Below are 16180 nucleotides of genomic sequence, written 5' to 3'. Positions count from 1 at the left end.
TCAAATGAATCGCGCAAAAAGATTTGAAAACAAAGTTGTGATCGTAACCGGTGCCGCTCAAGGCATCGGTCGCGGTGTAGCGCTACAAGTGGCCAGCGAAGGTGCTCAAGTTGTTCTAGCAGATATATCTAATTATGTCGAAGAGACATTAGCGGAAATTGAAGCACAAGAAGGTGATGCAATTATCGTCAAGGCTAACCTGGAAACCTTTGCAGGTGCAGAATCTGTGGTTGCCCAAGCAATTGAGACCTATGGCCGTGTTGATGTGCTCATCAACAACGTGGGTGGTGCCATCTGGATGAAACCCTTTGAAGAATTTTCTGAAGAAGAAATTATCAAGGAAGTGAATCGTTCACTGTTCCCAACCATGTGGTGCTGCCGTGCAGTATTGCCTGAAATGATCAAGAATCGGCAAGGTACTATTGTCAACGTATCTTCAATTGCAACACGTGGTATTAACCGTGTGCCTTATTCAGCTTCAAAAGGTGGTGTGAATGGTTTAACCGCTTCCCTCGCCTTTGAACATGCCAAAGATGGTATTCGTGTCAATGCAGTGGCGACAGGTGGAACAGAAGCCCCACCACGTAAAGTACCGCGTAATGCCAATCCACTGACTGAATCTGAAAAAGACTGGATGCAGCAAGTGGTTGATCAAACCATTGACCGTACCTTTCTTGGACGCTATGGCACGATTCAGGAACAAGTCAATGCCATCACTTTCCTGGCATCTGACGAATCTTCTTATATGACAGGAACAGTGGTTCCTGTTGGTGGTGGTGATCAGGGCTAACCCTGATCATAGGCGTGGTACAGGATCATTGATTTATCAGCATGGAGGCAGTAGCAATGACGACCCTGTTTAAAAGCTTAAAAGATGACTGGTCTGTGTCAGCAACGGTTGCAGGATTTCTAGCCGTGCTGATTTCCTATTCCGGGCCGTTGATTATCTTTTTCCAGGCAGCACAAAAAGCCAATGTTGACCCCAGCATGATGATTTCATGGATCTGGGGCATCTCCATTGGTGCAGCAGTTGCTGGGATTTTTTTATCAATCAAGTACAAAGTCCCGGTTATCACCGCCTGGTCAGCGCCCGGCACGGCACTGCTGGTCACGCTATTCCCCAATATTTCTTTAAATGAAGCGGTCGCTGCCTATATCACGGCCGCTTTGGTGATTCTTTTTATTGGTTTGACAGGCTATTTCGACAAGCTGTTGAAGTGGATTCCCCAATCCATTGCAGCGGGCATGATGGCCGGGATTTTATTTCAATTTGGCTTGGGACTGTTCACTGCTACAAACAGCATGCCCCTGATTGTGTTTGGCATGCTACTGGTTTTTTTAGTATCCAAGCGCGTAAGTCCACGCTACAGCATGGTTTGGGTACTGCTTGCAGGAGTTTTACTCAGTTTAATCCTCGGCAAAATGAATCCAGTCACTGTCGATTTCAGTCTTGCCATTCCGCAGTGGATTAACCCTGAATGGTCAATTAATGGCATGCTGAATCTGGCGATTCCACTAATCTTGGTCAGTCTTAGCGGGCAGTTTTTGCCTGGTATGGCGATTATGAAACTCAGTGGTTATGACACACCTGCAAAACCGATTATAACTACCACCAGTATTGCATCGCTTGCTGTGGCTTGCGTGGGTGGCATCACCATTGTTTTGGCATCCATTACCGCTGCCTTGTGTATGGGTAAGGATGCACATGAACTTAAAGATAAGCGCTATATCGCAGGAATCGCCAATGGTGTGTTTTACATTTTAGGCGGTTTATTTGCCGGCAGTATTGTCATGCTGTTCAGCCTGCTGCCGAAAGAACTGGTGGCAGCGCTTGCAGGCCTTGCCCTATTGGGTGCCATTGCCACCAATGTTTCAGTGGCCATGAAAGATGAAAGCGAACGTGATGCAGCCTTAATCACTTTTTTAGCTACGGCATCCGGTATGCATTTCCTCGGATTGAGTTCGGTGTTTTGGGGCATTTGTATCGGTCTCGTCGCCCATCTTTTATTAAGCAAACCCAAAACAGGTCCGACAGTGTCAAACACTGTTTCCCTCTCCCAAACTGAAACTAAATAATTTTAGCGTTAGGAACGATTATGATCGATAAAAGCGTGGCTTCATTAACGGAAGTCCTCTCTCAAATTAAAGATGGTTCGACCATCATGATTGGCGGTTTTGGTACAGCGGGTCAGCCAGCAGAGCTGATTGATGGCCTGATTGAGCTTGGCATCAAGGATCTGGTTATTGTGAATAATAATGCTGGTAATGGCGATTACGGCCTGGCCAAACTTTTAAAGACGGGTGCTGTGCGCAAGATCATCTGTTCTTTCCCGCGTCAGTCTGACTCTTGGGTGTTTGACGAACTTTACCGTGCCGGAAAAATCGAACTGGAACTGGTGCCTCAAGGTAACCTAGCTTGCCGTATTCAGGCTGCTGGTATGGGCTTAGGCCCAATTTATACACCTACAGGTTTTGGTACTTTGCTGGCTGAAGGCAAACCAACCATGAACTATGAAGGCAAAGATTACGTGCTGGAAAACCCGATCAAGGCAGATTTCGCTTTGATTAAAGCGCATAAAGGCGACCGTTGGGGCAACCTGGTGTACCGTAAATCTGCGCGTAACTTCGGTCCGATTATGGCGATGGCAGCAGACGTGACCATTGCCCAGGTGTCAGAAGTGGTTGAACTGGGTGTACTGGATCCTGAACATATCATCACCCCGGGAATTTTTGTTCAACACGTTGTTCAAGTTAAACCTGCACAATAATCGGTATCGGAGAGAAACAATGAGCTATAGCAAACTGACCCGTGACCAGATCGCTGAACGTGTGGCACAAGACATTCCTGATGGCGCCTATGTCAACCTCGGCATTGGCTTACCAACCAAAATTTCCAGCTACCTGCCTTCAGACAAAGACGTATTCTTGCACTCTGAAAATGGCCTGTTGGCTTTCGGTCCTCCTCCTGCTGAAGAAGACCGTGATCCTGAGCTGATTAATGCCGGTAAAGAATTTGTGACTTTACTTGAAGGTGGTGCCTTCTTCCATCACGGTGATTCATTCGTCATGATGCGTGGTGGTCACCTGGACATCGCCGTACTTGGTGCTTTCCAGGTGGCTGAAAATGGTGACTTGGCCAACTGGCATACCGGTGCACCGGATGCGATTCCTGCGGTGGGCGGTGCAATGGACTTAGCCGTTGGTGCGAAAAAAGTCTTTATTACCACCGATCATGTGACTAAAAAAGGCGAGCCAAAAATCGTCGCTGAGTTGGCTTACCCTGCGACTGGCCTGAAATGTGTCGACCGGATATATACCGACCTGTGTGTGATTGATGTCACTCCTGAAGGCATGAAAGTAATTGAAAAAGTTGAAGGTCTGTCATTTGAAGAATTACAGTCGATGACCGGTGCCAAACTGATTGATGCAACTCAATCAAATTAAGGGGAAGTCCCTCCTTTCTTGCACTTAGTTTTTAAAGCAGTGCTTTAAAACATGTTCAGGAGGGATGTAGGGAGGATTTGAGGAATAAAACTACTTCATTAAATCCCTCCCTTGCGAAGCAATGCTTCTCACCCTTTAAAAAGGGAGAAGTTTTCTTCTTTTAAATATGTGAGAAATACACAATGAAAAATGCCTATATCGTAGATGCCATCCGCACCCCATTTGGCCGTTATGCCGGTGGCCTTGCTCCTGTTCGTACCGATGACTTGGGTGCACTTCCAATCAAGGCATTGATGCAACGTAACCCATCGGTGAACTGGGAACAGGTTGATGACGTGATTTACGGCTGTGCCAACCAGGCCGGTGAAGATAACCGTAACGTGGGGCGTATGTCTGCACTTTTAGCCGGTTTACCCTACCAAGTACCAGCAACGACAATTAACCGTCTTTGCGGTTCATCACTGGATGCTATTGCCATTGCAGCACGTGCCATTAAAGCCGGTGAAGCTGAACTGATTATTGCTGGCGGTGTCGAGTCAATGAGCCGTGCGCCATTTGTGATGGGTAAATCTGAATCTGCCTATGGTCGTAGTCAAAAAATTGAAGACACTACCATGGGCTGGCGTTTCATTAACCCGAAACTGAAAGAAATGTACGGCGTGGAAACCATGCCGCAAACCGCTGAAAACCTGGCGGAACAGTTCAACATCAACCGTGCAGATCAGGACCAGTTTGCTTTAACCAGCCAGCAACGTACAGCGGCAGCACAAGCACGTGGTTTCTTTGCCAAAGAAATTATTCCTGTGGTGATTCCACAACGTAAAGGCGATGCTGTTGTAGTGGATAAAGACGAACATCCACGTGCAACAACACCAGAAGCTTTGGCAAAACTGAAGCCAGTCGTAAAAGCAGAGGGTACCGTAACTGCAGGTAACGCATCCGGTATTAATGATGGTGCGGCTGCCCTATTAATTGCATCTGACGAAGCAGTTGCTCAACACGGTTTAAAACCACGTGCCAAAATTATTGGCTCAACTGTTGTCGGTGTTGAACCACGCATCATGGGCTTTGGTCCTGCACCTGCCATCAAGAAACTGTTGGCACAAACAGGTTTGACCATTGAACAGATGGACGTGATTGAACTGAACGAAGCCTTTGCAGCACAAGCTTTAGCCTGTACTCGTGACTTAGGCATTGAAGATGGTTCAGAGAAAGTCAATCCAAATGGTGGTGCAATTGCTTTAGGTCATCCACTTGGTGCATCTGGCGCGCGTCTTGTGATGACTGCACTGAACCAGCTTGAACAGACTGGCGGTAAATACGGTCTGTGTTCAATGTGTATTGGTGTAGGTCAAGGCATCGCTTTGATTATTGAACGCGTTTAATCCTCATCCAAACTCCCCCTTTCATAAAGGGGGATTTAGGGGGATTTATAAGATTAAGGATTCTAAAAAAATGCCAACTTTTACATCGAATGATGCCCAGATCAATTACCAAACCTTTGGTGATGCATCTAAGCCAGCCTTGATTTTTTCTAATTCACTCGGCACCAATTATGGGATGTGGCAAAAACAATTTAATCACTTCAAACAGGATTATTTTGTGATTTGCTATGATACCCGTGGTCATGGGGCTTCATCTGCGCCACAAGGTCCATATAGCCTTGATCAACTGGGTCAAGATGTTATCAACCTACTTGATCATTTAAAAATTGAAAAAGCTGCATTCTGTGGTATTTCAATGGGTGGTTTAACCGGTCAATGGTTAGCAATTAATAAACCCGAACATTTTAGCCACGTGATTGTCTGCAATACGGCAGCCAAAATTGGTCAGGAACAGGCTTGGAATGAGCGTGCCACTTTGGTACGTCAGCAAGGTCTTCAACCAATTGCGTCTACCGCAGCATCACGCTGGTTTACCGAACCCTTTATCCAAAGCAACCCAACAGTAGTTGAAAATCTTCAAAACGACTTGGAAGCTGGCAGCAGCGAAGGTTATGCAAGCTGTTGTGAAGCTTTGGCTAAAGCGGATTTACGTGAACAGTTAAATAGCATTTCCGTACCTGTACTGATTGTGGCTGGTCAGCAAGATCCGGTGACGACTGTTGCAGATGGTCAGTTCATGCAAGAACGTATTGCCCATAGTCAGCTGTTTGAAATCAATGCCTCGCATATTTCCAATGTAGAGCAACCTGAAGCCTTTAATCAGGCGGTGCAAAAATTTATTGCAGCTTAAAAAAGCATAGAGCAAGAGTAAAAAAGCCACTTTTTGAAGTGGCTTTTTTATCTTTTCCATCTTTTTTCTCGTATCAGGCCCAGATCACTAAGATTGCCGCAATCACCACTAAGACCAATCCCCAATGCTCCGCACGGGCCAGTTTTTCTTTAAAGAAATAAGCGGAAATCAGCATACTAAACAGAATCTCGATTTGGCCTAAGGTTTTGACCACCGGTACACTCATCATGCTCATGGCAGTGAACCAGCCGAGCGATGCCATAAAACTGCACACACTCACCTTAAAGGTTAGACCCAAACGTTGCCACATGGCAATTAAAGTACGGCGGCTAAATAGCCCCAGATAAAGCAGCATACTGATACACTGGAAACTGATCACCAGCAGTAATACCCATGCTGCACGGTGTAAATTTGGTAAATTTGTGAGCTCTAAACTGGCTTCTCGTACCAGTAGTGAAGTAATGGCAAAACTTAAACCGCTTCCGATGCCAATAGCCAGTGTTTTGGCTGAGAACCCGGACATCTGCTGGCCTTTACTCAGCAAAAATACCGCATAACCACCCAGTGCCACCCCAATCCAAGCCAGAAAGGACAAATGGTCAGCCAGAAAAGTTACGCCAATAATCGCGGCCAGTATCGCTTCACTTTTAGCCAGCCCTACCCCAATCGCGTAATTTTTTTGCTTAAACAGCTGTACCATCAATGCAGTGGCTAAAATCTGGCTGGAAGCTGCAATCACAATGTAGACCCAGAACTTTGGCGTGAAGTGGACGATACTTTCAACCGGCTTGAAATAATACAGACTACTGAGGTAAAGAGCAGCAAATGGCAATCCAAAAATAAACCGAGCCAGCGTGACTCCCCAGACATCGACCGTGGTACTCAGCTGTTTTTGAAAGGCATTACGCCAGGCCTGCATAAATGCTGCCATTAAAGTGAAGAAAATCCAGCTCACTGCCATATGCCTAACGCCAGTAAAACAAAAGTGAACTCATTCTATGCTCTAGTCGAAGGCATGACTAATTAAAAATGGGATGGGCTTTAATAGAATAAAGTTTGGCTTGATACCCTAAACCATAAAAAAATATTAAGCACTTGCTATTTTTAGTTTCAAAAAAATAATCTTAAACAGCTTATCAGGCTTATAGTTAATGCTAATAATTTCAAATGCTTAATTACTTTTTACAGCATTTATAGGCTGCTAAAACTTTATTTGCAGCAAGTTTTACACTTTCAATTCGAAAACTTAATCCAGACTTGAAACATGAACTGAAACCATAAGGATGCATCTGTATTTAATGGATAAAAGTTAGTTATGATGATCTTAAATCAACCCACAGGATAAATATTTTGTTAGAGACCAGGAATACTACCAATGGTTCATCTACACCTCTCTATCCCATAAAAGTTAATTTTAAAAAAACATCAGGAAATAATTGAAGCGGTTTTCAAAATAAAAAACGGCTTATTCATTATGAACAAGCCGTTTTCTTGCTTATATTCGCATCAGAGCAAAACCTGAGTCCTCCTCAATAAGAGTTTACTTTGACAAAGTTTTGCCCCGTGCTGCATGCAGTTTTTTGTAGCTATCGATCAGACGTAAATGACGGTCCAAACCTTCAAGCTTCATGCTGGTTTCAGTTAAACCATAGAAGCGGATACTACCTTCCATCGAGCCGATCACCGCATCCATACGCTCATCACCAAACATACGGCGGAAATTAGCTTCGTAATCGTTCAGATCCATGTCATCGTCAAGTTCTACTTCCAGAACCACATTCATGCACTGATAGAACAAGCCACGCTCAACGGTATTGGTATTATATTGCAGGAAAGTTTCCACCAGCTCTTTGGCTTCTTCAAACTCTTGCAATGCAATATAAATCAATAGTTTTAATTCCAGAATGGTGAGCTGGCCCCATACCGTATTGTCGTCAAACTCGATACCAATCAAGGTACTAATTTCAGTGTAATCATCTACTTCAACATCTTCTAGACGTTCAACCAGAGCGACCAGCTGGTCTTCATCCAAACGGTGCAAGTTCAGGATATCTTCACGGAACAATAATGCCTTGTTGGTATTATCCCAAATTAAATCTTCAACCAGATAAATTTCCGAATAACCCGGTACTAAAATACGGCAAGCGGTTGCACCTAAATGCTCGTACACAGCCATGTATACTTCCTTGCCCATATCTTCGAGAATGCCGAACAACATTGCCGCTTCTTCAGCATTGGAGTTTTGACCTTGGTTGGTAAAGTCCCACTCTACAAACGCGTAGTCAGACTGGGCACTAAAGAAACGCCATGACACGACACCACTGGAATCAATAAAGTGCTCGACAAAGTTATTCGGCTCGGTTACCGCGTTACTGCTGAATGTCGGTTTAGGCAGATCATTCAGGCCTTCAAAACTGCGACCTTGGAGCAGTTCAGTCAAACTCCGTTCCAAAGCGACTTCAAAGTTCGGATGTGCACCAAAAGAGGCAAATACACCGCCCGTACGCGGGTTCATCAAGGTCACGCACATCACCGGATACTGGCCGCCTAAAGAAGCATCTTTAACCAGTACTGGAAAGCCTTGCTCTTCCAGCCCTTTGATCCCTTCAACAATTTTTGGATATTTTGCCAGTACATGTTCAGGCACATCCGGAAGTGCAAGCTCACCTTCTAAAATTTCGCGTTTAACGGCACGTTCAAAAATTTCAGATAAACACTGGACCTGGGCTTCGGCCAAGGTATTCCCCGCACTCATACCATTGGAAAGATACAGGTTTTCAATCAGGTTGGATGGGAAATAAACTGTTTCACCATCAGAATGACGCACAAATGGCAATGAACAGATACCACGCGCAGTATTGCCCGAGTTGGTATCATACAAATGTGTGCCGAGCAGTTCATCTTCAGGGTTATAAACTTCTAAAGTGTATTCATCCAGAATTTCTTTTGGCAATTCCCCATTTGGACCTGGCTGGAACCATTTTTCATCCGGGTAATGCACAAATTCAGCATTGGCAATATCTTGCCCCCAGAACTGGTCGTTATAAAAGAAGTTGCAGTTCAAGCGTTCAATGAATTCACCCAAGGCCGAAGCCAAAGCACTTTCTTTGGTCGAACCTTTACCGTTGGTAAAGCACATCGGCGATTGTGCATCACGAATATGTAAAGACCACACATTCGGTACAATGTTGCGCCATGATGCGATTTCAATCTTCATGCCCAGATTCGCCATAATGCCGGACATATTGGCGATGGTTTCTTCTAATGGCAGGTCTTTACCTGGAATATAAGTACTGCTTTCCGAAGTCAAGCTCGGCATCAGCAAAGCTTGAGCATCGGCATCAATACTTTCCACTTCTTCGATCACGAATTCCGGGCCAGTTTGAATCACTTTCTTTACCGTACAGCGATCAATGGAGCGCAAAATACCTTGGCGGTCTTTTTCAGAAATATCAGCCGGTAATTCAACCTGAATTTTAAAAATCTGCTTGTAACGGTTTTCCGGGTCGACAATATTGTTTTGCGACAAACGGATGTTATCGGTTGGAATGTCACGCGCTGCACAGTACACCTTTACAAAGTAAGCGGCACATAATGCTGATGATGCGAGAAAATAGTCGAAGGGACCTGGCGCTGAACCGTCACCTTTATAGCGGATGGGTTGATCGGCGATTACCGTGAAATCATCGAACTTGGCTTCTTGTCGAAGGTTGTCAAGATAATTGACCTTAATTTCCATGCGGGCACCTAAATATTCTTATGTGTCAGTGCAACACATAAAAATCAGAAAATAAAATATAAGCCGAATTACAGATAAGAAACTGACTTAAAAAATAATGTGACTAGCGTCATTCGTATAACAAAGCAAACAACTGACCCTAGAAATAATGGACGGTATTATAGAGGGATTTTGCCTGATTGATAACTTTTGTCTACTGTTCTCGCCTATTGATGAGAAATGCTTAAAACAGGACAACTTAGATCTGGCACTATCAAGACAATATTTCCAGACACTTTACTAAATATGTAGGTCTTACTCAGGTATAAGTCACGACTAGACATCATGTGGAGCTTCATCATGAATTGTGAAATAAAGTAAATTTCAATCAAATTATGTAGAAAAATAAAATAAAAATTACATCCAATTAAAGGGTTCCACACATAAGCTCATAAAAATTTCCACAATAGATACTAAATCTTTCAATAAGATTTTAGCTACAAACTGCAAACCTGCATTTTGTGCCTGTTGAAGTCGGAACTCGAACTACGACTTCAAGCATTTCTACAAAAAAGGTTTACTCAAATCAGTTGAGGTCAAATGATGATAAAAACAACGCTAAGCATAATCGGACTGTCGCTCGTTTCCACACTGGCTCTGGCTGCCGACCCCTTACATGGAAGCAAATGGAAAACGATTGATGATGTGACCAAGAAACCCTTATCTGTGGTTCAATTTACTGAAACATCGAAGGGTGTGCTTTCAGCAAAGATTGTAGATGTATTGGAAGGCACTGAAGGAGAAAAATGTACCAAGTGTAAGGGTAAATTTTATAATAAACCGCTTCAAGGCGTACAGATCGTATCTGGACTGAAAAAGGCCGGGAACAATAGCTATGATGGCGGAAAAATTACCGATCCTAAAAATGGTAAAACTTATAGCTTTAATGCCAAACTCTCTGAAGATGGCAAAACTTTAAATGGTCGAGGCTACATTGGTATATCCGCCCTTGGTCGAAGCCAGACTTGGGGACGTATCCATTAACACCATCAGATTGAATCAATTAAAAGTGACTTTAATCAGTCACTTTTAATTGCAAATCACACATTCCTTCTGAAATAGCTCTACTAGGAGCTGTACTCTGATCTTTCCCCCAGATTGTTGACTTGTAATTTCAATAAAATTAAACCGGTAATCATTATTCATCCGTTATTTTTAGTTTATAACCCATGTTTTCAGCGCTAATGACTGACTCTTGTCTGATTTTGAAAATCGCGATTTTACTGTCGTCTGCCCCACATAAAGCAATATGTGACATTTGATCTGTACCTATTTCAGCAGCAAAAACTTTAATATTTGCCTGTTCTAATTCATGTTTAAGTTGCTGAAGCTGATCATCGGCATTGACTCCCGAACACTGTTTGGTTCCTAATGATTTTGTAATCATGATAAAGTGCGTTTGATTTGTGCTATAGGTTTGACATCCCCCTAACCCCAATAGTGCCATTACTACAAAGCATATATGTTTCTTGATCATGTTGATTCCATCCATCATATTTCTAAAAGGTACAGAGCATAAAATAGCTTTTATCTCATCGTTAATTTATCTGTCTGATTACCCATTCCAAGAATACTTTTTTATCAAGAAAATTAGGAGAATGGGTAGAATCTATGACCTTTTGCTTACCGTTAAATGTCCCCAAAAAGCTATAAGAATTTTTAACTTCAAAAAAACCGCCATTCATTTCATGGATTTCATAAAAAAATTCTTTTAACTTCTCGAACTGGGTGTTCTTATGAAAATAAGGACGCATAAGTAAAAAATTATAAATTTGTTCCAGACTACATAATTCATTTTTCATATTCATGTTTATCCGCTTATATAAATATGTTTAGATTGATTTAACCAAATTACAAATTAAATTATATAAATCCTATAGCAATATTTTTCTAAAGTAATCATGGTTAAAGTTTATATAAATTAACAAATCATTTTTTGCTCACAATGATAATCGAGAACAATAAGTCTTATAATTCCTCCTTAAAAAATTATAATAATTTTCAATTCAAATTTATAATCAAGAATATGACGTTATTAATCTTTTTAAATATTATTTCAAGATCATGTCTACTAAACACTCCAAGTGAATATCCACTTGAATTATAAATTCAATATGTTTTCATAGAAAAAATATTGCATTGTGACAAATATACGTCAATGTACATTCGTGTAATCAAAGTTATATAAAATGTAACCATGTTATGCAAAAATATTTAATTAGCAAGTTTAATACCTTATTTTTTAACTATATATTCATTAAATATCAATAATTACAATTTATTTTTTGGCTGATTTTGCAAGTATTTTTAATCGGATTTTAAATGTAAAAAAATACTTGGAATGAGACTTTATCTACATTCTAACACCTTAAAATCTATATTTTTTAATCTCACTCAGGCACATATTTCAAATTAGACAAAAATAAAATAAGCATAAACTATGTAAAATTTATTTATTTTATGTAGCTTTAATAATATTTTTATCCCTCAATTATTTTTTTAATGATATTTATGAATGAATCAAATAATTAATAGACAGTAAATATGTGTGGCTCAAGTTCTTATTATCACCCCGATCAATATTACGCTCATAACTTGTTACAGTTTATAATTCCTTATTTATCCCTGGATAAAAAGTATTGTTTATTTCTGGATATTGATGGAACAATCTCAGAATTTCATCCTGATCCCTCTCAAAGTTTTATTTCATTGACCACCTTAAATACTTTACAGCAGTTAAGTCATTTGAATGTTTTGATCATCTTTCTCACGGGTCGTTCAGTCAAGGTTGCCTCAAAACTCCTGTTTCCTTTAAAAATGCCCATAGCGGGTACGCATGGCCTGGAAATAAAAATCGATGACGACACTCAATTCAGTATTGCTACAAATGCAATTCATTTTTCTTCATTACAAGATGATATTCGAAAACGCTGTCAGCCCTATCCTCAATTGTTGATTGAAAACAAAACCTATTCTGTTGCCATACATTATCGTCAACATCCTGAACTTGCTGATATTGCAAAACAAATTGCTGAAGAACTTCTAGAAACCTACCCAGAACTGAAAATAAATGAAGGGAAATATGTATTTGAATTGCTCCCTCAACAGGCAGATAAGGGACAAGCGATTCAAACGATGTTGGAGTATTTAAATCTTAATGATGTATTCGCTATTTTCATTGGGGATGACAAAACCGACGAATCTGGCTTCAAAGTTATCAATCAGTTAGAAGGTATCAGTATAAAAGTTGGACCAGAACCTACCCAGGCGCATTACCGACTAAAAAATGTTGAAGATGTTACTGATTTTCTTGATTTATTTTCACAATTCTTAGAAGAACATTGTTTGAGACTGTCTCAAGTATCAGAGGGAGAAAAAGCATGTCTAGATTAATCGTATTATCGAACCGTGTCAGTTTACCCAATCCCGATAAATCTACCGCTGGGGGATTAGCCGTGGCCTTGCAAGATGCACTTGCTGATATTGGTGGAATCTGGCTAGGTTGGAATGGTGAAAAAATCACCAATCATCAAGAGCCGCACTTCAATCAAACCGAATTTAAAGGTGTGGAATACGTTACATGTCCTTTAACCGAAGAACAGTACCAAAATTATTACTGTGGTTTTGCCAATAATACTTTATGGCCGGCAATGCATGATCGCGCCGATTTAATTGAATACCAGGCTCAGGAATACACAACCTATCAACAGGTTAATCAGCTATTCGCCAGACAGCTCAAACAAATGGCCGAGCCAGACGATTTGATCTGGGTACATGATTACCATTTTTTAAGTGTGGCGCGTTATTGTCGGGAAATGGGCATGAAAAATAGAATTGGATTTTTCCTGCATATTCCCTTTGCTGGCCTAAAGATCTGGAATTTAATTCCTACCGCACAATCATTGATTCAAGACCTTTGCCAGTATGATGTTGTAGGTTTACAAACTGAACATGACCAGCAGCAATGTATGCAAGTGTGTAGTCATTATCTGGCTACTCAGCCTATCAATACTCACATATTGAGCTTTAATCATCATCAGGTCACTGTGCAATGCTATCCGATTGGGGTTAACCCCGAACTGATACAAAAAGTCGCCGAGCAAAAAGATGAAAATACTTCCACTATATTTGAATTTGTGAGTCTTAGTGATCAGCAAACCATTATTAGCGTCGATCGCATTGATTATTCCAAAGGGTTAATCGAACGGTTTAATGCCCTGGAAGCATTTTTACAGAGCAATCCTGAATATCATAAGCATCTTACCGACATACAAATTGCCTGTCCTTGCCGTATGGAAATTGCCGCGTATAAAGATTTATTCGAACATTTACAGTCCAAGGTGGATTGGATTAATCAAGAGTTTTCCCAAGATAACTGGTTACCGATCAACTGTACCCATGCCACCATTTCACATGATGTATTAATGAAAATTTATCGGCAGGCCAATATTTGCTGGGTAAATTCTTTGCGTGACGGGATGAATCTGGTGGCCAAAGAGTTTATCGCGGCCCAGGACCCGGAAAATCCGGGAGTACTGATTCTTTCAAAATATACCGGTGCAGCAGCACAGATGTCTGAAGCGTTAATGGTCGATCCTGAAAATTGCAGCAGCATGATTCATGCCTTAAAAAAAGCCTTAACCATGGCAAAATCAGAACGTTTGGAACGCTATCAGCAATTAATGAATGGCTTAAAAAGTTTTGATATCAATGACTGGCGTAATGCATTTTTAGCCGATCTGAAAGGCGCTGAAAAAGTGAATACCCCCCCTCATTCACTAAAAAATCTTGTCAGAAAATTGCGAATTATTAAGTATTTAAGACAAGAATTTTATATTTTTTAGTGATAAAAAACGAGCATATCTACTCTTGAGTATGCTCGTTCTATTTTAATAAATTAAATCAAGATATTAAGAAGCTTTGACCTGAGTAAAACGGTTTAAAAAAGCAATGGTTAAAAGCAAAGTCGCAATAAACCCAAAGACGACAGACAAGCCCATCATTTCACTGCTAATCCCAACCAAAGCAGGTCCCAATAAAGAGCCGGTATACGCCATGATAGAGACACATGACAATGCGGCTGCTTTAGACATGACACTTTGACGGCCCACACGTGAAAACATCACCGGAACAATATTCGAACAACCCAAGCCCAGTAAAGCATAGCCTAATAAAACCACAATCCAGTGTGGAGCAACCACCACCGTAAACAGTCCAAGCGCTGCACAAACTGCACTGTAGATGATGATATTTTTTTCACCCAGAGCCTCAATTAAATAATGACCTGCAAAACGCCCTGAAGTCATGGCAATTGCAAAGCAGGTATACGCCAGACCAGCTAAAGCAGGTTTTACGCCGTATTCATTGATCAGATAAATTCCGCTCCAATCCATTGCTGAACCTTCTGAAAGAAAAGCAATAAAACACACCAGACCTATTAAAATGATTAAGGGACTGGGGAATTTTTTGGTCTTGCTTTCAACTTCAGTAGTATCAGTTTTTGGTTCCTTTTCAATGACCGCTAAACTGTTAGGCACAGCAATTAGGCTCAAAACCATCAATAAAAGACAAATTGCCAAAGCACTCATCAATGGGCTCATACCCGCTGCAAGTAAGGCAGTAACAGTCATGACTCCGGCCAGACCACCTAAACTGCACATGCCATGAAACTGCGACATCATGCTTTTGGTACTGTTTTTTTCCACAATCACAGCTTGTAAATTAATTGCCACACCCAGGCTACCCGCAGCTGTACCAAACAGGAACAAAGCAACGGTCATGATCAAAATACTACTGGTTAAGGCAAAGGTGGGTAAAACCATGAGCAACAATAAAACGGCTACGGAAATAATGGCACGACACCCCACTTTCTGGATTAGTAAACCTGTTGCAGGCATTGCCAGCATGGAACCTGCACCGATACACAGCAATAAAGTACCAAAATCGGCATGATTCAGATGAAGTCGCTGCTGTGCGTAGGGAATCAGCGGAGCCCATGCTGCAGTACTGAGACCTAAACTAAAGAAGCTCAGTAATGTAGATAAACGCTGTGCAGAGTGCTGAGTTGCATGATCCAGATGTGCTGTTTTAGTTAAAAACATATGTGTGCCACCACAAGAAATAGGTTTTTTGGCCGTCCCTTTCAGGATAATTTTCAGAGAAAAACCCCGGCAATTATAGATATTTTCTATAACTAAACCAGGGTTTTAATTTGGCGAAATTATACACAAAAAAAGAGTAAATCAAGCCGATTTTTTAGGAATTTTAAAGAATATTTTGTAACTGCTGTAAATATCTAATCTCTTTAGGTAAAAGAACAATAAACTATCTAAAACTTCAATTATTTTAAAATAAATAAATAAAAAACAACATTTTATGTTTTTCAGGATTTCTACTAAATAATCATATCATTGAAATAATTATAAAAATTTTCTCAAGCTTATCTGATCTTTTTTATCGGAGATTTTTATGGCAATTATTTAGAGAAAAAGCCAAATTTAAAGTGGTTATTCATTAATATTTTTATAAGATATACAACTTACTAAAGAAATCTGCCAAAGATTCAATGTTTTAATTTCATAGCAAACCTTTACTTCAGTACACCAAGCGACTTTTAGCTCGTTTTTTCAGCAATCCTGTCGAGTCATTTTCATGAGGAAGTGATCCTCTTTCAAATTTCCTTTGAAAAGTAAAATAATCATTCAACTATCTCGATGACCCTAT

General features: G+C 40.9%; 14 protein-coding genes. 9 read left to right on the top strand and 5 right to left on the bottom strand.

Features of this window, described 5'->3' with window-relative positions:
* The first annotated feature begins 4 nt into the window (after positions 1-4).
* The 6 genes from benD (at position 5) to pcaD (ending at position 5679) form a co-directional block, all read left to right on the top strand.
* A complete protein-coding gene (gene benD, locus JFY49_RS08375) occupies positions 5-790 on the top strand; it encodes a benzoate diol dehydrogenase BenD (protein ID WP_200222549.1) in 786 nt (261 codons plus the stop codon).
* A gap of 56 nt (positions 791-846) precedes the next feature.
* Positions 847-2076 carry a benzoate/H(+) symporter BenE gene (gene benE, locus JFY49_RS08370; protein ID WP_086196945.1) on the top strand — a complete coding sequence of 410 codons (1230 nt, stop codon included), beginning with the start codon at positions 847-849 and terminating at the stop codon, positions 2074-2076.
* Positions 2077-2096: 20 nt separating this feature from the next.
* Entirely contained in the window at positions 2097-2768 is a 672-nt protein-coding gene (locus tag JFY49_RS08365; RefSeq protein ID WP_200222548.1) for a 3-oxoacid CoA-transferase subunit A, read from the top strand.
* Between the two features lie 19 nt (positions 2769-2787).
* A complete protein-coding gene (locus tag JFY49_RS08360) occupies positions 2788-3444 on the top strand; it encodes a 3-oxoacid CoA-transferase subunit B (protein WP_200222547.1) in 657 nt (218 codons plus the stop codon).
* Between the two features lie 182 nt (positions 3445-3626).
* Positions 3627-4829 carry a 3-oxoadipyl-CoA thiolase gene (pcaF, locus tag JFY49_RS08355; protein WP_200222546.1) on the top strand — a complete coding sequence of 401 codons (1203 nt, stop codon included), beginning with the start codon at positions 3627-3629 and terminating at the stop codon, positions 4827-4829.
* A 70-nt stretch (positions 4830-4899) separates the two neighbouring features.
* Positions 4900-5679, top strand: a complete 780-nt coding sequence (gene pcaD / locus JFY49_RS08350) for a 3-oxoadipate enol-lactonase (RefSeq protein WP_200222545.1) — start codon at positions 4900-4902, stop codon at positions 5677-5679.
* 73 nt (positions 5680-5752) lie between these two features.
* Here pcaD and JFY49_RS08345 read toward each other — a convergent pair whose 3' ends face one another.
* Positions 5753-6640: a DMT family transporter gene (locus tag JFY49_RS08345; RefSeq protein ID WP_200222544.1), complete on the bottom strand. Its 888-nt coding sequence runs from the start codon at positions 6638-6640 to the stop codon at positions 5753-5755.
* A gap of 579 nt (positions 6641-7219) precedes the next feature.
* A complete protein-coding gene (locus JFY49_RS08340) occupies positions 7220-9418 on the bottom strand; it encodes an OsmC domain/YcaO domain-containing protein (protein ID WP_200222543.1) in 2199 nt (732 codons plus the stop codon).
* A 585-nt stretch (positions 9419-10003) separates the two neighbouring features.
* Here JFY49_RS08340 and JFY49_RS08335 point away from each other — a divergent pair.
* Positions 10004-10441: a DUF2147 domain-containing protein gene (locus JFY49_RS08335; protein ID WP_413784601.1), complete on the top strand. Its 438-nt coding sequence runs from the start codon at positions 10004-10006 to the stop codon at positions 10439-10441.
* A gap of 154 nt (positions 10442-10595) precedes the next feature.
* Here JFY49_RS08335 and JFY49_RS08330 read toward each other — a convergent pair whose 3' ends face one another.
* Positions 10596-10934 carry a hypothetical protein gene (locus JFY49_RS08330; RefSeq protein WP_200222541.1) on the bottom strand — a complete coding sequence of 113 codons (339 nt, stop codon included), beginning with the start codon at positions 10932-10934 and terminating at the stop codon, positions 10596-10598.
* 61 nt (positions 10935-10995) lie between these two features.
* Positions 10996-11265: a hypothetical protein gene (locus tag JFY49_RS08325; protein WP_200222540.1), complete on the bottom strand. Its 270-nt coding sequence runs from the start codon at positions 11263-11265 to the stop codon at positions 10996-10998.
* Between the two features lie 736 nt (positions 11266-12001).
* Between JFY49_RS08325 and otsB the strand changes: the two genes are divergently transcribed.
* Together otsB and JFY49_RS08315 are read left to right on the top strand one after the other, a co-directional pair.
* Positions 12002-12850, top strand: coding sequence for a trehalose-phosphatase (otsB, locus tag JFY49_RS08320; RefSeq protein WP_200222539.1), 849 nt, complete (start codon positions 12002-12004; stop codon positions 12848-12850).
* Entirely contained in the window at positions 12838-14301 is a 1464-nt protein-coding gene (locus JFY49_RS08315) for an alpha,alpha-trehalose-phosphate synthase (UDP-forming) (protein WP_200222538.1), read from the top strand. The genes otsB and JFY49_RS08315 overlap by 13 nt, the downstream gene beginning before the upstream one ends.
* A 66-nt stretch (positions 14302-14367) precedes the next feature.
* Here the strand turns inward: JFY49_RS08315 and JFY49_RS08310 are convergent, their stop codons facing one another.
* A complete protein-coding gene (locus tag JFY49_RS08310; RefSeq protein WP_200222537.1) occupies positions 14368-15558 on the bottom strand; it encodes an MFS transporter in 1191 nt (396 codons plus the stop codon).
* Positions 15559-16180: the final 622 nt, after the last annotated feature.

Source organism: Acinetobacter sp. CS-2 (assembly GCF_016599715.1).
GTDB lineage: Bacteria > Pseudomonadota > Gammaproteobacteria > Pseudomonadales > Moraxellaceae > Acinetobacter.
Note: the sequence above shows the minus strand (reverse complement) of the source record. Positions and strands in the feature narration are given on the sequence as shown.